This is a genomic window from Microbulbifer elongatus (assembly GCF_021165935.1).
Classification (GTDB): domain Bacteria; phylum Pseudomonadota; class Gammaproteobacteria; order Pseudomonadales; family Cellvibrionaceae; genus Microbulbifer; species Microbulbifer elongatus.
The window spans coordinates 1,436,974-1,463,354 of sequence record NZ_CP088953.1 but is presented as its reverse complement, the minus strand read 5'-3'; the positions used below and the strand labels follow the sequence as shown (position 1 = coordinate 1,463,354).

18 protein-coding genes are annotated in these 26,381 nt (G+C 54.7%); 8 read left to right on the top strand and 10 right to left on the bottom strand.

Going from position 1 to position 26,381, the window contains the following annotated elements; genetic code table 11:
- Positions 1-162: 162 nt before the first annotated feature.
- The 3 genes from LRR79_RS05870 (at position 163) to LRR79_RS05860 (ending at position 2,534) form a co-directional block, all read left to right on the top strand.
- Positions 163-1,665 (top strand): Ppx/GppA phosphatase family protein, encoded by a 1,503-nt coding sequence (locus LRR79_RS05870; RefSeq protein ID WP_231759471.1) that lies wholly within the window; start codon positions 163-165, stop codon positions 1,663-1,665.
- Positions 1,662-2,045, top strand: coding sequence for a protein adenylyltransferase SelO family protein (locus LRR79_RS17290; protein ID WP_241301510.1), 384 nt, complete (start codon positions 1,662-1,664; stop codon positions 2,043-2,045). Before LRR79_RS05870 ends, LRR79_RS17290 begins: the two co-directional genes overlap by 4 nt.
- A gap of 75 nt (positions 2,046-2,120) precedes the next feature.
- Complete coding sequence (locus tag LRR79_RS05860; RefSeq protein WP_231759470.1) at positions 2,121-2,534, top strand: DUF2147 domain-containing protein; 414 nt, start codon at positions 2,121-2,123, stop codon at positions 2,532-2,534.
- A 35-nt stretch (positions 2,535-2,569) separates the two neighbouring features.
- Here the strand turns inward: LRR79_RS05860 and LRR79_RS05855 are convergent, their stop codons facing one another.
- From LRR79_RS05855 to parC, 4 genes are all read right to left on the bottom strand, one after another.
- On the bottom strand, positions 2,570-3,931 hold the full coding sequence (locus tag LRR79_RS05855; protein ID WP_231759469.1) for an Lcl C-terminal domain-containing protein: 1,362 nt from the start codon (positions 3,929-3,931) through the stop codon (positions 2,570-2,572).
- Positions 3,931-5,172, bottom strand: a complete 1,242-nt coding sequence (locus LRR79_RS05850) for a DUF1552 domain-containing protein (protein WP_231759468.1) — start codon at positions 5,170-5,172, stop codon at positions 3,931-3,933. The genes LRR79_RS05855 and LRR79_RS05850 overlap by 1 nt, the downstream gene beginning before the upstream one ends.
- A gap of 99 nt (positions 5,173-5,271) precedes the next feature.
- Positions 5,272-9,270: a cellulose binding domain-containing protein gene (locus LRR79_RS05845; RefSeq protein ID WP_231759467.1), complete on the bottom strand. Its 3,999-nt coding sequence runs from the start codon at positions 9,268-9,270 to the stop codon at positions 5,272-5,274.
- Positions 9,271-9,865: 595 nt separating this feature from the next.
- Positions 9,866-12,115, bottom strand: a complete 2,250-nt coding sequence (gene parC, locus LRR79_RS05840; protein WP_231759466.1) for a DNA topoisomerase IV subunit A — start codon at positions 12,113-12,115, stop codon at positions 9,866-9,868.
- Positions 12,116-12,373: 258 nt separating this feature from the next.
- Here parC and LRR79_RS05835 point away from each other — a divergent pair, with 258 nt between their 5' ends.
- The 4 genes from LRR79_RS05835 to LRR79_RS05820 all read left to right on the top strand — a co-directional run bounded on the left by LRR79_RS05835 (position 12,374) and on the right by LRR79_RS05820 (position 15,893).
- Complete coding sequence (locus LRR79_RS05835; protein WP_231759465.1) at positions 12,374-12,826, top strand: DUF2214 family protein; 453 nt, start codon at positions 12,374-12,376, stop codon at positions 12,824-12,826.
- A gap of 14 nt (positions 12,827-12,840) precedes the next feature.
- The gene (locus LRR79_RS05830; protein WP_231759464.1) at positions 12,841-13,449 is read left to right on the top strand and encodes an ABC transporter ATP-binding protein; all 609 of its coding nucleotides are present in this window, start codon (positions 12,841-12,843) and stop codon (positions 13,447-13,449) included.
- On the top strand, positions 13,446-14,240 hold the full coding sequence (locus tag LRR79_RS05825) for an ABC transporter permease (RefSeq protein WP_231759463.1): 795 nt from the start codon (positions 13,446-13,448) through the stop codon (positions 14,238-14,240). Before LRR79_RS05830 ends, LRR79_RS05825 begins: the two co-directional genes overlap by 4 nt.
- 117 nt (positions 14,241-14,357) lie before the next feature.
- Entirely contained in the window at positions 14,358-15,893 is a 1,536-nt protein-coding gene (locus LRR79_RS05820) for a cryptochrome/photolyase family protein (protein ID WP_231759462.1), read from the top strand.
- 114 nt (positions 15,894-16,007) lie between these two features.
- On the opposite strand, the gene LRR79_RS05815 is transcribed toward LRR79_RS05820, so the two are convergent.
- On the bottom strand, positions 16,008-17,177 hold the full coding sequence (locus LRR79_RS05815; RefSeq protein WP_231759461.1) for a PI-PLC domain-containing protein: 1,170 nt from the start codon (positions 17,175-17,177) through the stop codon (positions 16,008-16,010).
- Positions 17,178-17,682: 505 nt separating this feature from the next.
- Here LRR79_RS05815 and LRR79_RS05810 point away from each other — a divergent pair.
- Positions 17,683-19,386 (top strand): protein adenylyltransferase SelO, encoded by a 1,704-nt coding sequence (locus LRR79_RS05810; protein WP_231759460.1) that lies wholly within the window; start codon positions 17,683-17,685, stop codon positions 19,384-19,386.
- A 108-nt stretch (positions 19,387-19,494) separates the two neighbouring features.
- On the opposite strand, the gene LRR79_RS05805 is transcribed toward LRR79_RS05810, so the two are convergent.
- From LRR79_RS05805 to LRR79_RS05785, 5 genes are all read right to left on the bottom strand, one after another.
- Positions 19,495-20,097 (bottom strand): FMN-binding negative transcriptional regulator, encoded by a 603-nt coding sequence (locus LRR79_RS05805; RefSeq protein WP_231759459.1) that lies wholly within the window; start codon positions 20,095-20,097, stop codon positions 19,495-19,497.
- A 13-nt stretch (positions 20,098-20,110) separates the two neighbouring features.
- Positions 20,111-20,455, bottom strand: coding sequence for a hypothetical protein (locus LRR79_RS05800; protein WP_231759458.1), 345 nt, complete (start codon positions 20,453-20,455; stop codon positions 20,111-20,113).
- Between the two features lie 166 nt (positions 20,456-20,621).
- Positions 20,622-24,911, bottom strand: coding sequence for an NACHT domain-containing protein (locus tag LRR79_RS05795; protein ID WP_231759457.1), 4,290 nt, complete (start codon positions 24,909-24,911; stop codon positions 20,622-20,624).
- Between the two features lie 2 nt (positions 24,912-24,913).
- A complete protein-coding gene (locus tag LRR79_RS05790; RefSeq protein WP_231759456.1) occupies positions 24,914-25,276 on the bottom strand; it encodes a DUF6375 family protein in 363 nt (120 codons plus the stop codon).
- A gap of 44 nt (positions 25,277-25,320) precedes the next feature.
- A complete protein-coding gene (locus LRR79_RS05785; protein WP_231759455.1) occupies positions 25,321-26,265 on the bottom strand; it encodes a radical SAM protein in 945 nt (314 codons plus the stop codon).
- Positions 26,266-26,381: the final 116 nt, after the last annotated feature.

The window sequence follows — 26,381 nt, the reverse complement described above, 5'->3', positions numbered from 1 at the left end:
GTTTCGGTGGAGGGCGCATCAGCGCTGCCGTGTGCTTTGGCGGTCAAGCCTACCGGCAGCGCGTATTTATTCGGTTTCAATTGTGTGAACGTCCATTGAATCCATAGTTCAGAACGGCACATTTTGCTACATTTTTGTTACAGTGATTTGACAACGAAAACCATGACAACAGAGCCCACAACCGCCACTGCGCAGGAAGGTCCGAACGAACGCTACGCCGCACTGGATCTTGGATCCAACAGCTTCCACCTGTTGCTGGCAGAATTTCGCGATCAGCGCATGGTGCGCCTGCACACAGACCGCGCCATGGTAAGACTGGCGGAGGGGTTGGACGCCGAGCGCAATCTCGATCCCGTGGTCGCCGAGCGCGCACTGGAGGCCCTGCGGCGTTTCGCACCGGTCATCCAGGATCTGCCCCTCGACAGTGTGCGCGTCGTTGGCACCAACACCCTGCGTGCGGCCAGCACCCGCGCCGATGGTTTCCTCGAATCCGCCGAGGCCATCCTCGGTGCCCCCATCGAGATTATTTCCGGCATTGAGGAAGCGCGCCTGATCTACTCCGGTGTGATGGCGGCGGCAGTAGGCCCCACGCGGTTGCGCTGCGTCATCGACATTGGCGGCGGTTCCACCGAACTGGTACGCGGTCTAGAAACGCCGCGACAGCTGCAGAGTGTCGGCATGGGTTGTGTGGCGTTTAACCGGCGTTTTTTTGACAGTGGCAAAATCGACAACGGCAAACACAACAACTTTGTGCGCGCCCGACGCGCAGCCCAGGCAGAGCTGCAGGAACTACAACACATGGCGGACGACGCACTGGTGGTGGGAGCATCCGGTACCGTCAAATCGGTCGCCCGGGTACTCAACGATGGCGAGCTGCTGCCGATTCTGCGGGAGGATATTGACGCCCTGGCGGACAAGGTCGCACGCTTCAAAACCGTTGACGCGATCGAGCTGCCCCATCTCGACCCGGAGCGCCGCCCCGTGTTTGCCGCCGGCCTCGCCATCCTGCATGGCATTTTCCGTGAACTGGATATTCAGGAAATGCACATCTCTCCCTATGCGATCCGCGAGGGGATCGTGCACGACCTCGCCGGTCGCGCCGCCGGTGGCGATCGCCGCGCGGACACCGTCGCCAACCTGATGGAGCGCGGTGAAATCGATCGCGAGCAGGCAAGGCGTGTGGCTCATACCGCGTTGCAATTTTTTGGCCAGCTCAACCCACATGCGTTGCTCGGCCAGCGTCGCCTGCTGCAGTGGGCCGCAGATCTGCACGAGATCGGACTGTCGCTGTCCCACAGCAGCTTCCGCAAACTGGGTGCCTACATGATCGAACACGCGGATATGGCGGGCTTCAGCAAAAGCGAACAGGAAAATCTCGCCTACCTGGTGCGCAACCAACGCGGCGACATCAAATCCGTACAGGAGCACTACGGATTTCACCCCAATAACGACCTGCTCCTGTGCCTGCGTCTGGCTTGCATCGTGCACAGGGATCACGTGGACCGGGCCATTGATGGCCTGCACCTGTCTGCGGAAGGGCCCGGTTACCGGCTACAGGCACCTGGCGACTGGCTGTATCAGTTTCCCGCTATCGAGGACCTGCTGTATATGGAAATCGATTGCTGGGAAAGCAAAAACATCAAACTGACCCTGAGTTCCCCGTGACGACAGGGACCCCGCTGAGCAGGTTGCACCTGCACCACCACTACGCTGACCTGGGTCCGGAACTCGGCGCCCCCACGGCGGTGAACGCTGGGCTACACCTGAAAGGCGCAGGCAAACCCCCCTATTCCCGTTTCGGGGATGGGCGCGCCGTTCTGCGTTCCACCATCCGCGAGTATCTCGCCGGCGAAGCCCTCACCGCACTCGGTATTCGTAGCACCCGCGCCCTCAGTATCGCGGGCAGTAGTGAGCCCGTCGCCCGGGAGACCATGGAAGCGGGCAAGGTGGACTACACACGGTTTTTCCGTGCACTGTTCCGTTGTGTGGTGCGCTGTCGGGAAGAAGTACTCATCACCCATGGCAAGCCGGAACATCTACACTAAAGTTGAAGTCCCAATGCTGATGTGACCACAAAAAATGTTATGGTCACACTCCGATCAATAGCGATGGATCTCCCCATGAAGACACTGATTACTGCTGTTAGCGCCCTGCTTCTCTCCACCCAGCTGGCCTTTGCCGACGTGGTCGGTCGCTGGACCACCATTGACGATGAAACCGGCCAGAAAAAGTCGGTGGTGGAAATCTACGAACAGGGTGGCAAATACTACGGCAAGGTGGTGGACCTGCTGATGAAGCCGGATGACACCGTCTGTGAAGCCTGCCCGGGCCCCAACAAGGGCAAGAAAATTGTCGGCATGAATGTGATCACCGATATGGTGAAAAAAGGCAATGTGTACGAAGGCGGTCAGATTCTCGACCCGGCCAAGGGCAAAGTCTATGACTGCAAGATGTGGGAAGAAAACGGCAACCTGAAGGTACGCGGCTACCTGGGCTTCTTCTACCGTACCCAGACCTGGTATCCGGCGAAGTAGCCCCGGATTCTCCAAACCAGGCACCTTGGCGATTTTTACCGGGCGTCGCGCACCAGGCGGATTGCTTTGGGTTTTTCCCGCTCACCGTAGGTGAGCGCACCCGTGGCGAAATCCACATACCAGGAATAATGGGTATGAAAATTCGACGGTGATGACGACCAGACATCCTGTGCGGCGTTCGGGAAAAGTCCGCGATTGATCGCGGGGCCGGCACACTGCAGTTCGAGTAAGCTGCCCAGCTCGCGGATATTCGGCAGACGCCAATCGTCGTCGCCAGAGGCCGCGCCCTTCTTGTCGAGTGCCGTTGCATACGTCAGGGCTTCGGCCCAGTTGAGCGCCAGGGGTTCGCCCTGGTCGCAGGCTTCTCCCGCAACACCTTCCATACAGGCGCGCCAGATCAGGCCGGTTTCAGTGTCGGCCACGGAACCGTCTTCCTGTAGCCGATAGCGGGAAGTGGGGGCCGAGGAAGGAATCTGTTCGCGGTTACAGCCCTGAGCGGCCGACAGCGCCGGCACCGGAGCTGGATTGATGGCGTTTCCCCCTGGCTTCTCCGCCCAATCCCTGACCAGCCTGAGATGGTGGCCGTTGTTCCGAGGCATAGGCGCGGAGTAGCCGAACTGAAAATTCACCGCCCAGGCTCTCTGCTGCAATTCGGCGTCTGGCGAATGGCTCCAGTAAAAACCCACTTTGGTATTGGGAAAGTAGTGGGTGTCGATGGCGGGCGCACTGCGCCCGAAGTGCACCAGGCCGGAAAGCTCATCCATGGTCGGCACACGCCAGTCGTCAAAGCCGCACAGGCCGCGCCGGTTGGTGCGGCTGACGTATTCCTCAATATTGCAATAGGTGGCCGGCTGGCCTGCCACATAGCCGGTGCACTGGGCATAGCGGCTGTTCCAGTCGCCGATGGCGCCGCCATTGGCGCTTTTGTCCGGGTTGTACCAGGTGAACACATCGTCGGCGTCGTGGCGTCCGCGGTTGCCGTGGACGCCGTCCCCCGGCTGCTTGACTTCCCACGCCAGCCCGGTGATTTCGTCCACGACACAGTGCCAGTTCTGCGCGTCCGCGGGCAGCGGTTCGCCCCCGGCGCCGATCTTGCGATAGGCAAAACCCGCCGCGCCGTCGGCGCTCCCGTCACCGGCGGCGTCCCGGCCCTGATTGCAATCCTGCTGACTGAGGATGTCGCCCACCAGGGATTCCCCATCGGGTAATCGCTCGAGGTCGACGGTTGCGGTGCACTCAACGTTGACGCCCCTGGGATAATCGGCCCCCCAGGTGATACCGGTATCGTTGAGCCGCACCGGTGGCGGGGATTCCCGACCGGATTCCGTACAGCTATTCAGGCCGGCGATCGCCAAAGCCAGTGCAAGGATCTGCGCAGTTTTATTCCGGCAAATCATCAAGTCAAAACACCCGGAATCACTTCACTCTCATACCCCTGGTACAACGGGTGCTGATGGGCCTGCAGGGCCACCGCCGCCGTGTGTATCTGGTGCAGGGGCGTATAGGAAGCGCCGCCGGCATTGGATACTCCGCGCTGTATGGCGCCACCACCGCCGGCCATGATCAACGGAACGTCGGTGTTGCTGTGGGCGTCGCCATTACCCATATCGGTAACCTCGCACACAATGGTGCTGTCGAGGATGCCGCGATCCCGCAGGCGGCCAATCAGTGAAGCCGACAGGCTGCTCAGGTGGGCGCGGGTCTCCCGGTAGTGAGGGTAAGTCGGGTCGCCGCCGTTGCCGCCATGGATGGATGAATGGTAAGTGTTCTGAAAATTCAGGTAGGGCAGGGTGAACTCGGCGCCGTCGTTACCCAATGCCAGAGAACAGGAGGCGGTGAAGTTGCACTCTAGCGCCAGGGCAATGATATCCGCCTGCAATTCCGCCTGTTGCTGAAAGGTGGAAAATTCAATCGGAAACTCGGCCGGAGGGCTGGCGGCGGCACAGGACAGGCCACCACCCAGATCCTGCAGGCGTCGCTGGGTTTCCTCGATCGCCGTCAAATGCGAATCGAGGCGCTGTTGTTCGTAGGAACCCAGTTTTATTTTCAGGGCCCTGACCGCATCCAGGTGTGCATCCACCGCGTTCAGTTTGGGGTTGCCGCCACCGCCGGGCTGCAGATTGCCGAACAGCCGGTTGAAGGCGTTGAAGGGGTTGTCCTCAAACGGTACTTTCGAACCGTTGTCCTTGGTCAGAACGCCCTTGCCATTGCTGTGCACGCCCAGGTTCACATAGGTAAACGGCAGATTCTCACCGAGGATTCTGCCCATGTTCACATCGAAACTGTCGCCGCCCCAACTGTTGTTGATAATGGTGGGCATGACGCCGTGGCCGCCGCGGTGGTGGCCCATGCTTTTGAGAAAGTTGCACTCGCTGGCGACGGTACTGTAGGGCTGGGACATGTCCCCGAAACTGGTCAGGTCCTCGTTGGGGTACCAGTGTTCCGGCAGGGCGCCGTCGGGCACGTAGATCACCACCGATTTGTTGGGCCCCGTCTGCGCCTCGGCCAGGCGGGACGCCATCATGCCCCCGACCAGCGGCGAGGCCCGCAGCAGTCCCTTGCCGATACCCGCGGCGGCAAAAATTTTCAGTAAATCCCTGCGTCTTTTATCAAACACATTTTTGTATGGCTTTTTCATAACTTGCGCCCTTGTTCTGTTTATATGGCTGATCCACTGGGTTCGGGTGGCGCAATGGACCGGTGCGATGAATAACACCGGCCCGTCACACCTGCTGCCTCAGCGCTGCCACTCTTTGCGGTAACGCACCGCATCCAGAGTACTCATGTTTTCGAGCATCGCCCGGGGGCTCTGCTGCACCAGGGTGTCGGTCATATCGTTTACCGTACAGGCGTACCCCTCCTCCTCGACCGGATCCAGTGCCCGCCCTTCCGGGTTGGAGTTGTCGATGCCGTCGTGCCCCACCCCGAGCATAAAGCGGAACATATTCTGCGATACGCAGGACTGCGCGGCGGGCAGGGTCGCCAGTAGCTGGCCCAGACCGCGGGAACCCTCGAACGCGATCGACTCACCGCGGTTGCTCAGCACATCCGGTGCGTACAGGGCGCCACTGGCATCGATCAGATTGCCGTTATGGTCAACGCTGCGGGGGTTGCCCACCGCATCAAAGTCTTCCATGCCGCCGCCGAGGGGGTTGATCCACTCCTGGTGACAGTTCAGACAGGGCGCCACAGAAGTGAGCGCTTCGTACTTCATACGGTTGGTGGTGGCCGGATCGGCGATCAGATCCGCCAGCTCTTCCAGACGCTCGGCGCGGCTTTCCGTGATACCGGCGGGCGGATCCGGCTGATCCTGGCACAGCATACGGCGGCGCACGCGCACCGAGCGCCGGATCGGCGAGGTTTCAGTCAGCTCCGCCCAGCGCGCCATGAATGCACCGCTGGTGAGGATGCCACCGCGGTCACTGGTGGTGACCTGCTGGAACTCGTCGCCGGATACGCCGCTGATACCGTAGTGCTGCGCCAGGGGTCCGTTGACGAAGGTCCAGTTGGCATCATAGAGAGAGGCGAAAGACTCGTTGTCGTTCAGCATCACCTCGGCGAAGACTTCGCGGATTTCCCGCTCCATATGCGGCGCCACTTCCTCGAAACCGGGCCAGACCGCCGGATCCTTGGGCGCGTTTTCCAGGCTGTCGGTGCCCAGCCAGCTTCCGACGAAATCACCCATGGTGTCCCGGGCCTCGGCCAGGTCCAGCAGCCGCTGCGCTTCCTCGGTGATCTCCACGGGGTCGCGCAACTGGTCGTTGGCCGCCTTCTGCAGGGCGATGTCATCCGGGGTGGAGCCGGTGAATGAGTAACTCAGCCAGGTGGCCATTTCGTGCGAGGTCAACTCGAAAGCGTTCATGTCGATGGCACTGTTGGCCGGATTCGCTTCACCCAACTCGTGGCGATACAGGAACTGCGGTGAAGAAAGCATGGTCATCAGCGCGAGCTGCATGCCCGCCTGCACATCGCCTTCGGTAACGGTGCCGTTGGCCAGTTCCGAGTAGGTGGCCACTTCCTGGGTATCCAGTGGGCGCCGGAAGAGTTTCGGCGCAAAGTCGCCGATAAACTGATCCACGCAGCTCTGATTGAATGCGCTACAGTTCAGCGCCGGCGAGAAGTCCCGCGCCGCCGACCAGGCCGCTATTTCCTCGGCCGCGGTCAAATAGCGATCGTAAGTGCTGGTCACCATCGAGGCGTGGGCGTTGTTGATGAAGTAGCCCACCTGGCTGTCTTCAGCCAGGCTCTCGGCTGCGGCGAAATCTACCCCCAGCAGATCCTCAACCGTGTTCTGGTACTCGGCGCGGGTCAGCAGTTTCAACTGACGGGCGCCGTAGCGGACCATCTCGCAATTCAGGGGTTCCAGGTCTTCCCAGAAAGTATCGGCGATATAGTTACCGACCCTTTCCGCGCACTCCGCTCCACATTCTTCCGCTCGGCCCATGGGCATGTTGTTCTCGATAAACCCGATCATGAAATCCAGATCCTGAGGCGTCGTCAGTGGGACGCCAACGCGACCGCCATCGCCGGCGAAGCCATGACAACCGGCGCAGTTGGCCGCATAGATCTCGCCGCCGTTCATGTTGCCGGTGCCGCCGCTGCTGGAGCTGCCGGATGACGAACCGGAACCGCTTGACGAAGAACTGGAGCCTCCGGACGAGCTCGAGCTGCTGCTGGACGAGCCACCGGAACCCTCGCATTCGGGTGGGTCGAAGCTGCCGTCATGCTCGCCCTGGAAGCCAAACTCGACGCTGTCTCCGGGAGAGATCGCACCATTCCAGCCGACGTTGCTGGCACTGACGGTGTTGCCGGAAACGGCCAGATCCACATTCCAGGAGTTGGTGATCTGCGGTGCTTCACTGAACTGAAGCGCGATCTCCCAGCTGCTCACCGCGCTGGTGCCAGCATTGCTCACGGTGACATCAAATTGGTAGCCGTCGCCCCAGACATTCTCGTAGGTGATTGCGCAGGCAACGCCATTACCGCTGCCACCGCCACTGGACGAGGAGCCGCTTGAACTGCTTGAACTGGATGAACCGCCTGAGCCGGAAGAACCACCCGAACTGGAAGAACCACCCGAACTGGAAGAACTACCTGAACTGGAGGAACCGCCTGAGCTGCTGGAGCTGGAGCCACCGTCGCCGGCGATCCGGTACAGTGCGCCGCCAATGATATCCACCAGGTAGATTTCGCCGCTGTTGGATTCTCCGAATGAGGTGATCCCAAGATCCGTGTCCGCCAGTTGGTACATCGCATCGGTATAGGCCCAGACCCGGCCACTGACGTAGTCACCGAAAATATAGGCGCCGTGCATGCCAGCGATCTGCGAGCCGCGATAGACGTACCCCCCGGTGACCGACTGCCCCTGGCTGTGATCGTATTCGAATACGGGATCGTCGTAGGGGCCGCTGGTGTTGCAGTTGTTGGAGGTGGTGTGGAAACCCTCCCGACAGCGCCAGCCGTAGTTGCCGCCGCGTTCGATCACATTGATTTCCTCGTACCCGGACTGGCCCACATCCGCCAACCACAGGTCGCCGCTTACCTTGTCAAAACTCCAGCGCCAGGGATTTCTGAGGCCGTAGGCGTAGATCTCCGGCAGGCCACCGCCACTCACGAACGGGTTGTCCGCAGGGACGGTGTAAGGAGAACCGCTGTCCACATCGATCCTGAGCATGGCGCCGTGCCAGTTACTGGTGTCCTGGCTGTTGGCCTCGGGATCATTGGCGGAACCGCCGTCGCCGAAGCCGATATACAGGTAGCCATCGTGCCCAAAGGCAATGTGGCCACCGTTGTGATTGGCGAAGGGCTGCGGCAGGGTGAGGATATCCTGGCGCGAGCCGGCGTTCAGGCTGGCGCCGTCCGCGCTTTCCGCAAAGCGCGCGATCACCGAGGTCATCGGCTCCGATGCCGGCGTGGTGAACGACAGGAACACCTGGCCATTGCTCTGGTAGTCCGGATGGAAGGCCATCCCCAGCACACCGCCCTCGACCGCGGTATCCACCAGGTCGGACAGGTCCAGGTAGGTGTTCTTGGTGGCCGTGGCATTGTCGTTGGCGTCAATCCAGTAGACGGTGCCGGTTTTCTCCAGCACATACCAGCGGGAATCGTCCCCCGGCGCCTGCATCAGGCCCAGGGGCTGATTGAAGGTCAGGTTCGGGAAGGCCCGCTCCAGCGTCACCGCCGGAGGTGGCCCGCTGGGCCCGCCGCCGCTGGAGGAACCGGAGCCGCTGGAGGAACCGGAGCCGCTGGAGGAACCGGAGCCGCTGGAAGAGCTGGAGCCACTGGATGAGCCGGAGCTCGATGAACTGGAGCTTGAGCCCGAGCCGCTACTGGAGGAGCTCGAACTGGAGCTGCTCCCCCCATCACAGACAGAACCGGTGATGGCGGGCACCGAAGCGCTGTCGGCACCGTTGCTGACCTGCAGGCCGACTTCGGCGAACTGATCCGGCTGGAGATTGCCATTCCAGGAAAGGTTGTTCGCGGTATAGGGGTTGTCACCGGAGATTTCGGCATTCCAGCTATCGGTCACCACGGTGCCGTCGCTGTATTCCCAATTCACTTCCCAACCGTTGATGGGGCCGGCGCCGTTATTGGTGATTCGGATACTGGCCTGTGCGCCGGAGCCCCAGTCGTTGACCACGACGTACTCGCAGGTCGCAGCAATCGCCGCTGACGTGGAACACCATGCGCACAAGAGCAGCAATAATGATGAGATTTTCTGGACGAGACTTTTCATTATTATTTCCTGCACCGTTGCAGTGTAAATGAATGCCACCGCAGTGCGGCGGCGCCTGTACTGTTAAGGAGTTTACCGACGACCTGATTTGGAACATGGAGACGACCGCAGATGTTGACGCCATCCACAGCTGTAAAGCTGTATAAACAAAAAATGGCGGCACTCGGCTCTGATTCCGGGCTCGCCATTTTTCGGTCCGGGCTTTATCCAACTCGATGTCCGGCCAGTGTTTTCTATCCTTCGCACCGGTTGACGTACGAGAAACCGTTTCCCAATCCGGTTGCGCTAAAATCTTCGCGAAACCCTCGATAGCTTCACGAAAATACAATTAAGCCGCTTGCGGGAAGATGGTGAATCGACTGTCGGAGGACACGATTTGCCGTGCCCGTCCCGGCGATAGAAAAGGGGCGGGAAATGGCCGGTATGACGGTCGTCACAGGAAAGGTGAGAAAAAGTGATAACTACGAAGGCGGTCGGAAAGTGCGCGGCCAGCTCGATGTTTTCTAATCAGGCTTGGAATCCGACAAGTTAAAAAAAAGTAAAACGAAAAAGAGGGCTTTTTAGCCCTCTTTTTCTTTGCTGTCGAAAACCCAACTTATTTGCGTTCGACCTCGACCTTATCCACTTTCTGGAAGCCTCGCGGCAGCTTGTTACCGCGTCTGCCCCGCTCTCCTTCGTAGTGTTCCAGCTCGGAGATCTTGATCTTGGTGTGGCGCTTGCCGGCGTGAATGATCAACTGGTCTTTGCCTTCCAGTACCGCGATCCCCACCACAATTTCCTCACGGCTGGCGGCGCGGGCGGCGGGGATATTGATGATCTTGTTGCCCTTGCCTTTGGACAGCTCCGGTAACTCACTGACCGGGAATACCAGCATACGGCCCTCACTGGTTACCGCAGCAAGCAGAGCCTCCTGCGGGTTCGCAATTTGCTGCGGGGGCAGTACGCGGGCATTTTTAGGCAGCGTCAGCATGGCCTTGCCCGCTTTGTTGCGGGACTGCAGATCAGCGTACTTGGCGATAAAGCCGTAGCCCGCGTCACTGGCGAGCAGCACCTTCTGCTCGTCGCTACCCATCATCAGCCCCTCAAAGGTGGCACCGGAAGGTGGGTTGATACGACCGGACAACGGTTCCCCCTGCCCCCGTGCGGAAGGCAGAGTATGGGCGGCAATGGCGTAGCTGCGCCCGGTGCTGTCCAGTAACAGCGCAGGCTGATTACTCTTGCCGCGGGCGGCATACTTGAAACCGTCACCGGCTTTGTAGCTGAGGGATTCCGGGTCGATCTCGTGGCCCTTGGCCTGGCGGATCCAGCCCTTGTCGGACAAGACCACGGTGATCGGGTCGCTGCTCAACAGTTCGGTTTCACTGAACGCTTTGGCCTCACTGCGCTCCACCAGCGGTGAGCGGCGCTCATCGCCGAACTCGTCGGCGGCGGCCAGCAGTTCTTTTTTGATCAGGGTTTTCAGGCGGCGCTCACTGCCCAGGGTTTTGGTCAGGGTATCGCGCTCTTTTTCCAGCTCCGCCTGCTCGCCGCGGATCTTCATTTCCTCGAGGCGGGCCAACTGGCGCAACTTGGTGTCGAGCACGTATTCCGCCTGTACTTCCGACAGCTCGAAGCGGCGCATCAGCTCCTGCTTGGGCTCGTCGTGGGTGCGGATAATCTCGATCACCTCATCAATATTCAGGAAGGCGATCAGCAAGCCGTCCAACAGGTGCAGGCGCTTCTCCACCTTGTCGAGGCGGAATTGCAGGCGCCGCCGTGTGGTCACGGTGCGGAAGCTCAGCCATTCGGTGAGGATCTTGTCGAGGGATTTCACCTGCGGGCGGCCGTCGACGCCGATCATATTCAGGTTGACCCGGTAGCTCTTCTCCAGGTCGGTGGTGGCAAACAGGTGGTTCATCACCTGTTCCAGATCCACCCGGTTGGATTTGGGTACGATCACCAGGCGGGTGGGATTTTCGTGATCCGATTCGTCCCGCAGGTCGCTGACCATGGGCAGCTTCTTGGCCTGCATCTGCGCGGCAATCTGTTCCAGTACCTTGGAGCCGCTGGCCTGATACGGCAGCGCGGTGATGATGATGTCACCGTCCTCTTTGCTCCATACCGCGCGCATTTTCACCGAGCCCTTGCCGGTCTCGTACATTTTGTGCAGGTCCGCCCGCGGTGAGATGATCTCCGCCTCGGTGGGCATATCCGGACCCTGGATGTATTCGCACAGTTCGCTGACGGTGGCCTTGGGGTTCTCCAGCATATGCACGGTGGCATCCACCACCTCGCGCAGGTTGTGCGGGGGGATATCCGTGGCCATACCCACGGCGATACCGGTGGTACCGTTCAGCAATATGTTTGGCACCCTGGCGGGCAGTACCGATGGTTCGTCCATGGTGCCATCGAAGTTTGGCTGCCAGTCCACGGTGCCCTGGCCCAGCTCGGACAGCAGTACCTCGGAGTATTTGCCCATGCGGGACTCGGTGTAACGCATGGCGGCGAAGGATTTCGGGTCGTCCGGCGAGCCCCAGTTGCCCTGGCCATCCACCAGCGGGTAGCGGTAGCTGAATGGCTGCGCCATCAACACCATGGCCTCGTACACGGCGCTGTCGCCGTGCGGGTGGTACTTACCAATCACGTCGCCCACGGTACGCGCGGATTTCTTGTACTTGGCGCTGGCCTTCAGCCCCAGCTCGCTCATGGCGTAGACAATACGGCGCTGCACCGGCTTCAGGCCGTCGCCGATATTGGGCAGGGCGCGGTCGAGGATCACGTACATGGAGTAGTCCAGGTACGCCTTCTCGGTGTAGTCCGCCAGGTGCTGGCGTTCGGAGGCTTCAAACACGGAGGGCTCGGTCATACTGCGAGAGTCTCGTTATTTTGATCGGTATTTGGACAGATAAGAGAGATACAGGAGGGGGATTATGGCGGACTGCCGCAGCCGGTTCAAAGGTTGCCCTCACGATTCGGCCCTGCTCCGCTGTATGTATTTCAGACAGTCCTCAATATCACCCACCGCTGGGGGCCAGTGGGATACAGGCAACGAACCTTTCTCGAGCCAGCCCGAGCCTGTGATAATGTTGTCTTTTTCAGTCTGTATCACAACAGGACGTTAGCGATGGCCGCACTCTTTGCCTTTCTCCACCACCTGCTGTTCCTCTCGATGACCGCCGTGCTCACCATGCAACTGGTGCTGCTGAATCAGGCATTCACCCTGCAGAATGCGCGCAAGATCCGTATTATCGACCGCATCCTCGGCGGGTCCGCGGCACTGCTTCTGGTGGTGGGTTTTTTACGGGTTTTCCATTTCGAAAAGGGCGCCAGCTACTATTTTCAGAATGGTGCCTTCCACGCAAAACTGACCCTGTTTGTGATCGCGGCACTGCTTTCCATTTACCCCACCATCCAGTTTCTGCGCTGGGGGAAATCCCTCAAGCAGGGCACAGTGCCGGTGGTCAGTGACCGTCAGCGCCGCTGGATACGCATTATTGTGCACACCGAGTTGACCGCCATCGTCGCCATGGCCCTGTGCGCCGCACTGATGGCCAAAGGCATCGGCTACTTTGGCTGAGTGAGACAAAATTCTTGAGCGAAGCACACCGCCTTGTATTGAAACAGGTCGCCATTGGCGACCTGCAGCCCGTCGACCTCAATATTCGACCCGGCGAAATCGTCTGCCTTTCCGGTCAGTCGGGGGTCGGCAAAAGCCGTCTGCTGCGCGCCATTGTCGACCTGGAACCCCACCGCGGAGAAGTCACCCTTGGCGACACCGCCAGTGAAAAATTGCCCGCCCACCAGTGGCGCCAACGGGTGATGCTGGTACCGGCGGAAAGCGCCTGGTGGGAAGAGACCGTAGGGACGCACTTTCCCGAAGATTCGACCATTCCCGAGGCGCTGGGCCTGCCGGCGGACTGCATGAACTGGCCTGTAACCCGCCTGTCGTCCGGGGAAAAGCAACGCCTCGCCCTGGTACGGGCCCTCACCCGCAATCCCCGGGCCCTGCTGCTGGACGAACCCACCGCAAACCTGGACGAAGAAACCACCGAGCAGGTGGAGCACTGGCTGCAGAAAGAAATCCAGGACCGGCAGATACCCGCATTGTGGATTGCCCACGCCCAGGGACAGATTCAGCGGGTGGCCCGACGTCACTTCCATATCGACGACGGCGGTCAGCTCAGGGAGCAGCCCCTGTGAATGTGATCGAACTCAGTTGGTGGCACCTGGGGATTGCCGCGGGTCTGGTGATCGCGCTGGCCCTGTGCACCTGGCTCGCGCAACTCAGGATCGGCAAATCCCTGCTGATTGCCGCCGCGCGCACCGCCGTGCAACTGGCGTTGATCGGGATGGTGCTGGAAGCACTGTTCGCCGTGGGCAGCCTGCTGTGGGTGGCGCTGATGGGTGGTGCCATGTTGCTGCTCGCCGGGCGCGAAGTGGTGGCGCGGCAGAAGCACCGGCTGCGGGGCGGCTGGAGTTTTGCGATCGGCACCCTGTCCATGTTTATCTCCGCCTTCGCCGTTACCGTGCTGACACTTGCGGTGATTATCGGCCCGGACCCCTGGTACACACCGCAGTACGCCATCCCCCTACTGGGCATGTTGCTCGGCAATACCATGACCGGCGTGGCGCTGGGGCTGGAGCGGCTGACAGAAGGCGCGCGGCGCGGGCGCAATGACATCGAAAACCGCCTGATGCTGGGAGAAACCTGGCAACAGGCCAGCGCGCACCTGCGCCGGGACGCCATGCGCGCCGGACTGATGCCCACCATCAACGCCATGGCCGCGGCGGGTATTGTGTCCCTGCCGGGCATGATGACCGGGCAGATACTGGCCGGCAGTTCCCCGGCACTGGCAGTGAAATATCAGATACTGATCATGTTCACCATCGCCGCCGGCACCGGTTTTGGTACTTTTGCGGCGGTGGCACTCTGTGCGCGGCGCCTGTTTGACGGGCGCGAGCGGCTGCGCCTGGATCGGCTGCACCCCTGAGCCGTCGACGCACTGGCCGCGCGCGTCTCTCGCCGGTGACTCATCCAGACTCCGAATTCTCCGTACCAGGTACTACAGCAGGCTATTCTGTTGTCAGATACTTACCGTGGGACCGGTGTGAAAACTCTGCGACTAATACTGGGCGACCAGCTCAATCACAAGCATTCCTGGTACAGCAATGACGATGAAGATACCTGGTATTTCCTTGCGGAAATGCGCCAGGAAACGGATTACGTCAAACACCATATTCAGAAAGTGGTGGCCTTTTTCGAGGCCATGGCTGAATTCGCGCAGTGGCTGGAAGACCGGGGCAAAAACGTCATCTACTACACCCTGGATACCCCGGAAAACACCCAGAAACTGGGCAGCAATATCGCCCGGCTTGTTTCTGAACACCAGTTCGAGCGATTCCAGTATCAACTGCCGGACGAATACCGGCTGGATCAACAACTGAAGTTGCTCGCAGATGACCTCAGCATTCCGAGCGAACCTTTCGACAGCGAGCACTTCCTCACCGACCGGCAGTCACTCAGTAGGTTTTTTGACAGTAAGAAGTCGCTGTTGATGGAGAGCTTTTACCGGCATATGCGGAAGCAGCACCAGATACTGCTCAATACAGACGGCAGCCCGGTGGGAGGCCAATGGAATTACGATCAAAACAATCGCAACAAGTGGAAGGGAGAGCCGAAGATCCCGCCACAACGTGGCTTTCGCAAGCAGGTTGCGGAAACCCTCAAGCGGATAGAGCGCGCCGGGGTGAACACGTTTGGCGCGATCTCCCCCGAGCAGTTCAACTGGCCGACCACCCGCACCGATGCGCTGGCCATGCTCCGACATTTCTGTGAAGTGCTGCTACCGCACTTCGGCGACTACCAGGATGCCATGGATCCGGACGAGGTGTACCTGTTCCACAGCCGACTCAGCTTTGCCATGAACTGCAAGCTGCTGCATCCAATGGAAGTGATCGAAAAGTCAGTCGAGACCTGGCAGAAGAAGCAGGAATCCATCGATATCAGTCAGATAGAAGGCTTTGTTCGCCAGATTCTGGGCTGGCGAGAATATATGCGTGGCGTCTACTGGAAAGAGATGCCCGGCTACCGTCGCAATAACCGCCTGCGCAACCAGCGGGACCTGCCAGGTTTCTACTGGACTGGTGAAACAGACATGAACTGCCTGCATCACGCGATAAAAAACAGTCTCGAGCATGCCTATGCCCACCATATCCAACGGCTGATGATCACCGGCAATTTTGCCCTACTGGCCCAGGTACACCCGGACCAGGTCGACGGGTGGTACCTGGGAATTTACATCGACGCTATCGAATGGGTGGAAATGCCCAACACCCGGGGTATGAGCCAGTTCGCCGACGGTGGACTTGTGGCCACCAAGCCCGATATCAGCAGCGGCAGCTACATTCATAAAATGAGTAACTACTGCGACGCTTGTCGCTATAAGGTGCAGGAGCGAACCAGTGACGACGCCTGCCCGTTCAACAGCCTCTACTGGCATTTTTTAATGGAAAAGCGCGAGGCCTTTCAGAATAACCCACGCATGTCCATGATGCTGCATCAGCTCGATAAAATGCCCGAAGAGGACAAGCGGGCCATGCGTACCCGTGCCCAGCAGATCATTCGCGACCCGGATGCGTTTTAGGCGGAATCGTCTTATCACCGCCTAACTTCCTGTCACCACCTAACTTCCTATCACCGCCCAAGATACAGGCGCGGCTCCCCGAGACAGAGGCCACCGCCGGCGGTGATATGCTCCCTAGGCAAAAGCGGCCCGGGGTTTGGGTTGCAGGCCGGGCTCAGCGGGCTCGTCCTCCCCTACGTATTGGGTGTAGGCGTTCGCCAGCATCTCATCCTTGAGCTTATTCAGCTCGTAAATGGTTTTGCACTTGTCATAACTGGCGAAGTCAATCATCACGATATTGGGGAAGAAGGCTTTCATGCGCATTTTGCCCCCCCACTCCAGGCATTTGATACGCTCCAGCTCCATCTGGTGCCCAATGGAGGCCTCCAGGCCACACCGCCAAAGCTCCCCCATCTTGTGCACGCCGGTCCTGTTCCACAGCACATCGTCGCGGTGTTTAATACTGCTGGAGAGGCCGGTGGCGGTCCAGTACATCATGCCCAGAACGTTGGCAGATTGCAGGTCATCCGAGTTGGCCATCTGCAGCATGATTTTCTTCTGCTTATCAAAGTTCTCCTTGCGCTTTTTCCGCTTGGTATGGAAGACATGGCTGACGGCCGTTCCCCCTTTGCCGAAGTACTGCATACCCGAATAATCGGGTTGGTAAGCCTTGTTAGGCCCCTTTTTGGATTTCAGCGAGCGGAAGCCGAGAATGCCATCCTGCGGGCCAAGCGTGAATCCGGGTATCTCCTTTAGCGCCTTGTCATTGAATACACAGACGACTTTACCGGCGAGCTCCTGCAGGGTCAGCTTGCTGAATTCGGTGGCACCTCGCTTCTTGAAAATGCGGTCACCGAGGATGGCGATACAGGTTTCGGCAATCAGCTGCCAGTTGGAGCACTTGTCGAACTTGAGTATCAGAAATTCGTTTCGGGTGGCGGGCTCTGTGACGAATCGTTTGGCGCTGTTCAGCATGTCGGACAGTTTTAAACCGGTGCTGCCCAGACTCATCCCCGGGCTGACATCCACATTGTGGACCTTGCCGGTGTGTGCACTGTGCATGGTGTGCTGCTTGGCTTTCTTCCCGGAGCCATGGTAGGCGAACAGCGAAGCCTCCTGCGCATCGCCCTTCGCCAGAATGCGCAGGTCAAATATCCGCACGCCTACTTTTGCCTGCTGGTAAATATTCAGGTTTTGGGTCTGGACGTTCCTTTTGCCGGAAGTAATGGCAGCATCGTGGCTGCCTGCAAAAATGATTTCATGCAGGCGCCGTTGCGGCCCCAGGTTGTAATAGGTGATTTCCATATCGAACTTTCCGCGGGCTGTGACTATGTTTTACAACAATGGTGGGCGAGCGCAACTACCGACGCGCAATCCAGGGCAGTGTAAAAACTTATCCTCAATCTAGCCATAGCCCGCACAGCAGCTCAGGTTGTCCCACGCGCCAGACACACCAAGCTGGTTCGCCCGTACTAACTGGAACACTCAATCGACAGAGACTGACTGAACTAGGCGCCGACATATCTGCCGACTCAATCGCCATCGCGTACCAGATTGATCAATCCGCCAGCGATTATCCGAATATTTTTGGTACTCACCTCAATATTCCACCGGTCATCTAAAAAATTGCAGCCTATGGATCGTACTGGAACTCAAGGTCGCGTTTTACATCGACCACCCTCTCATTCGAATGCTTCAATAGAATGTGAAAAAATGAAGCAGGCTCGTTTGAAGCACGTTTTCCCATAAGCCGATTCAACGGAAATACCCGCATCGCCATATGCCTGCATAACCATAGGTGTTGACAACAATGACTCAGCCATCCACATCACCGGACAAAACCAGGGTGACCACCTTCGATGAATTTGCCCAGCAGGTAGATTATTCGCTGATGGATAGCCTGAATGCCGACCCAGACGCCACAGCGGATGGCGATGATCACCGTGCGCGCCAGGTATTCTCCGGGCACTTCGTGCCGGTAACACCAACACCGATTGGACAGCCAGAATATGTCGCCCACAGCCACGGCCTCTTTCAAGAACTAGGGCTCAGCGACGAACTTGCCCAAGACCATAAATTTACCCAGTTATTCTCTGGAGATATCTCCGCAGCCCGCGCCCCCATGCGCAACTTCGGCTGGGCAACCGGTTATGCGCTCTCCATTTACGGTACGGAATATGTCCGACAATGCCCATTTGGCACCGGCAATGGGTATGGTGATGGACGGGCCATCTCCGTGTTCGAAGGGGTATTTAACGGACAGCGCTGGGAAATGCAATTAAAAGGAGGCGGCCCCACGCCCTATTGCCGCGGAGCCGATGGGCGCGCGGTATTGCGCTCAAGCGTACGTGAATTTCTCGCGCAGGAGTATATGCACGCGTTGCGTGTGCCGACCTCGCGCTCATTAACCCTGTATGTATCAAAGACCGATACCGTTTCCCGCCCCTGGTATTCCGATCATTCCAATTCGTTTGATCCAGACATTATCACCGAGAACCCGGTCGCGATATCAACACGGGTAGCGCCTTCGTTCCTGCGTGTCGGACAAATTGAATTATTTGCCCGCCGCGCCCGCAGCCATGCGTATGACAATGCGCTTGAGGAGCTGCGTATGATCGTTATGCATTTGATTGCCAGAGAATACCAAGATGAAATCGACCCCAGCCTCAATTTTTCAGATCAAGTGATTGAGTTAGCCCGATTATTTCGCCAGCGCCTTAGCGCATTGGTCGCCAACTGGCTCCGCGTCGGTTACTGCCAGGGAAATTTCAACAGCGACAACTGCGCCGCTGGCGGTTTTACGCTGGATTATGGGCCATTTGGTTTCTGCGAAGTTTTCGACCCCGAGTTCCAACCCTGGACCGGTGGTGGCCAACACTTTTCATTCTTCAATCAGCCAACCGCCGCAGAGGCGAACTTCCATATGTTCTGGACAGCCATCCGCCCACTGCTCGCGGACGACAATGAATCGCTAGAACGGCTGGATCAAATACGCCGTGATTTCCAAGAGGTAATGCAAGAGCAATTACATCACATGTGGGCCGCCAAGCTCGGGCTCACCGAGTTTAACCTGGATCTGTTTAAGGAGCTGGTGACGCTTATGAATCGCTCGGAAGTGGATTACACCATGTTCTTTCGTGAGCTATCCCATATACCTGAGGATATTTCCCCATTGAAAAAGAGCTTCTATACCAAAACATCCGCTGAGCTCGACGAGAAATGGCAATCCTGGTTAAGTAGCTGGCGTGACCTGGTGTTAGCCGGCCAACACTTATCGACGGCAGCGGACAAGATGAAACGCATTAACCCGAAGTATGCGTGGCGTGAATGGCTGATTGTCCCAGCCTATCAACAGGCCACGCAGGGTGAGTACAGCCTGATCAAGGAACTGCAGGAAGTCCTGAGCCACCCTTATGATGAACAATCAAAAGAAATCGAAGAGAAGTACTATCGTTTGAGACCCAATGAGTATTTAAATGCGGGTGGTGTATCACACTACAGCTGCTCGTCTTGAGCGCCGTATTTCAGAAGCCGATCTTCTGGAACTTCCCCAGTGAGCAGCAATACGTTGCTGCCAGTAAGCGAGGTGGTGGTAGTGACCTCCTGAGTGGCCCCGGAGCGCTTAATCCTGAACCGCACCTTCCAGTACGTATTTTTCTGTTGCCTCTGCCAAATCGGTTGATCCAAGCTCTCGCAAATTTTTCACGACGCCCTCCATGTCCCCGGCCTTGCGGTTCTGACCGAGCTTGAACTTACACTGGACCTCGGAAATTTCCACTTCAATACCGACAATCGCGTTCAGCATGGCCTCGTTGTAGGCAGGAGCCCAAGGTTCCCGAAACGAGTTTTCATATTTAGCGGTAAGGCTTTCCACCACAGCCATCAGCCGGTCTCGATCATCAAATACTCTGGCATAGCCATATATGTGAGCGGACTGGTAGTTCCAGGTAGGGACGCCCGGATTCTCATACCAGGATGGCGAGATGTATCCATGAGGTCCTTCCAGAGTGATCAGAACCTCCTGGCCTTTGATCTTCTTATGCTGGGGATTGGCCTTGGCGATATGCGCCAGCACATGCTTTCTGTCTTCTGACAAGAGTACAGGAAGGTGGGTGGAAAAGATTCGCCCGCCCACATTGGAGACAAGCTGTCCGAATGCGTTGGCTTCGATAAAATCAAAGATTTCCTGGTCGCTTTCTACGCGGAAGTTTCTGGGGATGTACATATTTTACTGCCTCTCAGGACGGCCCGTACTCGCGGATCACCTCAATCTTGCCCACTATATTTTTGTTGAGCTCATCCAGATCTTCAGCCGGAATCCACCACTCGGTATGGCCGTCTGCGCCAACACACTTGATCGGGTAACGGTCCATAAATTCTTTATTGACATAAAACCTGGTTACATAACCCTTGCCAAAATCGGTAACGTTCCATTGGGTGAGTGCTATCGCGTATTCTTCATTGGTTACCGGGTAGAAGATTGGCTGCTCTGGCAGTCTAGGTGGCCACGTTCTGTACCCGGACTCTTTTACTAGATCCAGCTCTTTCTGGCCCACTGGTCGGAAGCAAAGGACTTTCTTCATGGTGTCTACTTTCCGTGGGTAACACTAGTAGCCCAACGCTCGCAACACCGGACAATTTGGAGCGAAGCGGAAAATTGTTCCGAGTGCTTGCGCTTGTTATACGTGATATGCATCATTATCTCTATGTCAAAGTTCGGCCAGAAGCGGACATTGCATATATGATTTCTCATACCTTAACTTGATGAGCCTTTACGAAACTAAAAACTGCATACCGAGGTTCGGGCAAATCATCAACGGACCTGTGCGGCCAAGCAAATGAATTGTTTCGCCCCCCCCAAATGACCCAAATTAAAGACATCTCATTCTTTTCCATGAAGTTATCCAAGAAGTCTTCTTTTAGATAATACATAGAATGCCTATCCTTATACCCCTTTCCTTTATGAAAGACGTAATGGGTAGCCTTTTTCCCGCACTTCGTATACAAATCAAAAGACTGTGGCTGTCCAATTAATTTCATATCGCTAGTTAATTCCTTGGTTAAAGCAGAGGCGTCCCCAACTTCACCATCAGTAATGTCCTGCCTTAGATTACAAACGGGCAAAATGGCCTTAAAGGTTTTATATTCTCTTTCCACTTCTTCATATTCTTCCATTTCATCATGGTTAATAATTGAAATTGTTTGCTCATTTCTAACGATTTCAACTTTCGGCCTTTGACGAGTAACCACGTTCTTCCCGGTAACGAAAGACAAGTCGCAGGTGCTAATCTCAGGGTAGGCAGAGCTCCAAGGAACTTCGGCAAAGAAAGTCTGCGAAAAATCTAGCTTATCGGGAAGCCATCCCCCACTCATATCCTGCTTGCTCAGAAAAGCCAGAATTTCATCTTTTTCTTTTGTAGGCACAAGGAGGCTACGAACAAATAAGAACGTCTCTCTTTTTAAGTCCTTATTTTCTTGACTAACATATCCATCCAGAGCGACCCACGGCCCTTCTTCCTCACCCACATTCTGCAACTGTAAATATTGCTCAATCTCAGGAAGATTACCTTCTTTTATCCAATCTGGGGTAGTCGTCTTATCATCACCCAAAAAATTTGTTTCTATAAGCGTATGTGTGGGAATTGGCTCAGAAAAACTTGGGTCTATATTTTGTGTATCAGTCCTTCGCCAGTCATCGTATTCATCCAAGATACCTCTATCTTTGAGAAATCCGTGCATCTCATAATAGGCAATCCAAGAATACTTTTTCCCGTAGCGATCTGTTTTTAGTTTCTCGTTTGACCTGCGCTCATAGCCCTGCCTGCTTTGTATAGACTCCTCTACCTTTTCAAAATTTTCGTATGACCACCCAAGCTGCTCTACTCGCCATTGTAACTGTGCACGTACCTTTTGATATTCCTTATGGTCATAGTCATAGTTACCTCGCCCAGGCACCAATCGACCAATTGTGTAATTTTCAAAATCCATCAGGAATGGCGATTGCTTTCTAAGGCTAATTCTTTTTTCCATAGCCTTATCTTTCCACTTCTTAGGCAAAAGATCATTGAGCTTACGGTAAAGCTTTCTCCCTAAAATGGACTTAGAAGCCTCGCCTATGCGTTTCCATATGCCTGAATCGTCTTCTAAATACCTTTCGCCCCAATTTTGGGCTTTGTCCGCAGAAAACGGAGGCAATGTTCTTTTTATATCGCTATCAGAAAAGAAGCTTGGGCTGTGATACTGGGCTAACTCTATAATCCTTGAGGCAAAGTCGCGCATAAGGTGGTGTGTAGTATAATGCTTGGCGCCGTCTTTGAACATTGCCTCAAATACATGCCCTGCAAACTTTAATAAGATACCGCTGGTAAATAAGGGATTATTAGGAAGCTGGGCACTCAGGGACATCCCAACACCATAACTTGCCGCCAACATACGCTCCGGGACATAAGGATCATTAATCTCAAGGGATTTGATTGTTTCATTAAATAGGAATTCTGGATCACCCCGCCCATACCAATACAGCGCTTTTGTCGCAGCGTTACGGAGTGGGTGGTCTGTGCTAGTGAGCAACCACTTAATAGCTTTTGCTCTTAAACGATCCGAGTCAGAACGATAAGTTGGATCATCTTTCCATTTGGCTTCCAGCGAAGATAGCTCAGGGATAAGCCTCTTTTTATCCCTGCCTTGTTCATTGCGCACCCATTCTGTCCAGCTAAGGTCTCTTTCATCTACTGACATTTTAGACAAAACAGAATCTAAAAAATCAGCATTCAGGGGATGTTTTAACGCACCTTTTGTTAGCCAGAGTCTTGAGAATATTGTACGTACTTTTTCGGATTTGTCGCTTATCAGAGAAGCTAACTCGCTTACAGCTTCCTCATCTAAGTGCTCCGCATTTAATTCTGACGCATGAAGCAAGGCCCTCTGTTTGTATGGCTCTGGTACGTTCTTCCATAGTTGTTCGCCGTACATTCTGCTAGGCACAAGCGCAACCAATGACTTAAATATATCGTAAGCAAGAGAATAGCTGCTTTCCCCACCAAATGCTGACATTACAGAGGGTGTGTTAAACCATTCAAAGCTTCTATCCTGCGCGTATTTTTTTAGCAATGAATCAGCGATAATATGCCCACCTAAAGCATCATAAACAGGCGTGATAACGTATTTTCCCGGTTCTTGCGCAGGGTTCCTGAAAATAATACCTTCTTGTGCAAATAAGTTGATAACGCTCTCATTCCAGTTACGTGCGCTATCATTTATCAAGTCTCTGTAGGTTGCATCATCAATTTCTCTGCCTTTACTCTCCCACAGAGAAATTCCGAATTGATATATGGCACTTTTAAGCTCTTGAGAAGAATAGTTTAGGTTCTTCATCGTTGCTATACGGTTACATGTGTTTTGGAGATGCTCATCAAATAAATGGGCAAGAGATGCCGGAAAATAATTTATCTCGACAACATTCTCACGCTTAGGGTTTATAACATCGCAGAAAATTCTTAAATTAAGAGGATGATTTAAGAAACTGGTTGGTATCTCCACACCGCTTTCGCAGGAAATTTTATAGTACTCAAAGTACTTCCCAATCGCATCATACACATCTTCGCCAAAGCCTCCACATTCAAACTTCCAAATGCCATCAGGCAATGATTGCACAGCAAAAGTTTCTCTGGTTTCCGTTTCATGACGTGACCAGCAAGGTCTTTTATGCTCTCCTGTCCGTAAAGTGCATATAACCAGAACATTAGGGTAGTTCTTGACTGTAGTTTGAATATAAGAGAGAACATCCTTCCACCCTTTAGGATTTTCCGCTTCATTTAATCCATCAATAACCAAAGGTAAAATACATCCCGCCCTTTTTGCTGCTGCGTCAAGAGATACAAGCATCTTCTCCATACTATCCAATGGTGTTCCATTGACTAAAAACTGGCGAGCTAAATCGTGCTGATTCTGTCCCCGGTGAAAGTTTCGTCCATGTAATAAAATGCCCGCAGGTCTATTTTCTTGCGCAGAGCTTAACTCTGCCGCCATGTGTGTTTTTCCTCCCCCCGCATCAGCAAGAACGGCGACCATACCAACATCTAAGTATTCTTCCACCTCATCAAACAGACTTTGCGCGATACGCATGTCATCAATTGCATTAGTTACCTCTAATGCTATGGCTATATTCTGCTTTCGTAACAACCTCGGAAAAGAGACCACATCTGAATCAATTAACGACTTTCGGTTTGAAAGCCATTGCTGAATTAAATCTATATCGCCTTCTGACAATATCTCATGAAATTGAAGGAGCACTTCAGAGAATGCTGAACAAGCTTTGCCAAATGGCGTTTGAAGACTGGTAAGATTCGGGTCTGTGCTTTTCCAAGCCTTAATAGTAGAGGCCGCTGAGGATAGCCCTTGACCCAGCGCAACCATATCCTCCCAGTAATTAGGCTCCCCCAGCATACGCCTTATTGTTCTTTCGACATCTGTTTCTTGGTGAACAGGGTTGATCCATCTATCTTTTATTGGGGCTATAGATTCATCATGTCTGGCCTTTAAATCATCTGGAGTAATAACCAGCTCTCCAAAATATGCGCCTCTTAACAGCAGAGCCGGGCCAACCAGGTTGTTCTCTATTTCTTCATCGGCCCATAAATGGAGAGAATAAGGGTATTCCGAATTTAGACCTTTAAACCATTGTTGGTCTGACTTGCTTAGTGTGTACGGAGTCCATAGCACCCAATCAGTCAAATGTGGAAGGTGCTCTACAGTTTTGCCCAAGGAATGTGTTATTTGGGTTTTACTAGCCGCTGTTAAGCTTCCATCTTTTGTTAAATCAAACTTCTTACACTGCCAGCCATACCAGCGAGAAGAATCTCCTAAGGCCGGACATTTTTGATTTAGATTTAGATGAAACTCCACACCGGGTTGATTTTTCAACGCGTCAAATTCGCCATACTTAGCCCAATGCGCACGGACTATGCCCCGACACAGATTTTCAAAATTAATACGAGCATCACCCGGAAGTATGTCAAAAGCAGACCAATCTAAAGACAAAACTATTTTCCTCTGCCGTATTCTTCATCTGGATAATTATGAGCACTATACACTTGCACCTTTGCTCCTTGATGAATAAGTAGCTTCAAGAATACGGATATATCGCTTTCTGCTGTTCTAAAAATTATCTTATTTCCTTCAATATCTAATGAGTGGTCATATCGAAATTGCTCCAATTCTTCAGGCCCAAAAATATAGAGGTTCTTTTCTCGAAATATATCCATAACTTCGTTAGAAAACCTTTTGGGTCGATTTTCACCACAATCAACCTTGTCATATATTTTCTCAGTAACAGTCTCTATTAAATCTTTAGCTTTTTCAGCCTCCTCAATGCTCTCAAACTGACCAATCATCACAAGATTCATTGAGTGCTCTGATCCGTATCCATTCCAGATTTTCATATGCCACCTTATTTATTTTTTTCTCTTAATACTTGCAATGCATCCATGATATCTTCGCCTTCAATTAAAACTCCATCTTGAGCAAATGAATTTCTTCTAAGTATGCCGCTTGCGTCGATATGCGCATATGCACTCACCCCTGTTTCTTTTTCAAACGGCTCACACACAGGGATACCCGTAACATGGGTTTCGCTAATTGCTAACCTTGCGTTTCCTTGGTAAGCCTGTATCCAATTCTGCATATCAGCTGCTGTGTCATTGTCTATCCCAACGCCTCTGCCAACAGTCACCTCGGGAAGTAGGAGCAGCTCTGCTGCACCTAGATCATCAGCAATTCGAGCTGCTTCATCTAGCTCTTTGATTGTTGTTGAGTTAACAACAAAGTTTATTCCGAACGGCGAGACATCTTTTAAGAGCTTAACTTTATTTACTAGGCTGTCAAAAGAACGATTGCGAATGTTTTCGTATGTAGCTCCAACCCCATCCATACTCACTCGCACAAAATGTATCCTTCCGGATATTTTCTTAAGAAGGATTTCATCTAGCCTATGCCCATGAGTTGTCATCGTTACTGCAAGACCTGTTTCAATTGCCGCAAATTCGCATAACTCAGCAAACTTTGGGTATAAAGTCGGCTCTCCCCCACCAAAACCAACTCCCATGCAGCCGTTTAGATCTAGAGTACGGAGCAAACTGGTAAGTAAACCAAATTCAAGCTTGGCTTTGTTCTTAGGGGCATAGCAATGAGAGCATGAGAGATCACATGTATTTGTTAAAGCTATAGATACTTGGCGGGGGGCCATTGACCAGCGATCAACTGGAATTTCGACCTCATCAATAAGAATATTGGTTCCAGTTTCTCGATTAAAGAGATGAAGACCATCTGGACCAAATCGAGATTTATAATTGTCAAAACAAAATTTATTTTTTCTCTTTGAATGAACCACCTCCATAATCCACCTTATCCTTACTAATCTCTTAATCTCAACGTCCGCTTTGGGTCGAAAGTGGACTTGCTAGGCCCACCGTATAACGCCGCAAGCAGCTGCGGCTTTGTAGTGGATTGTTT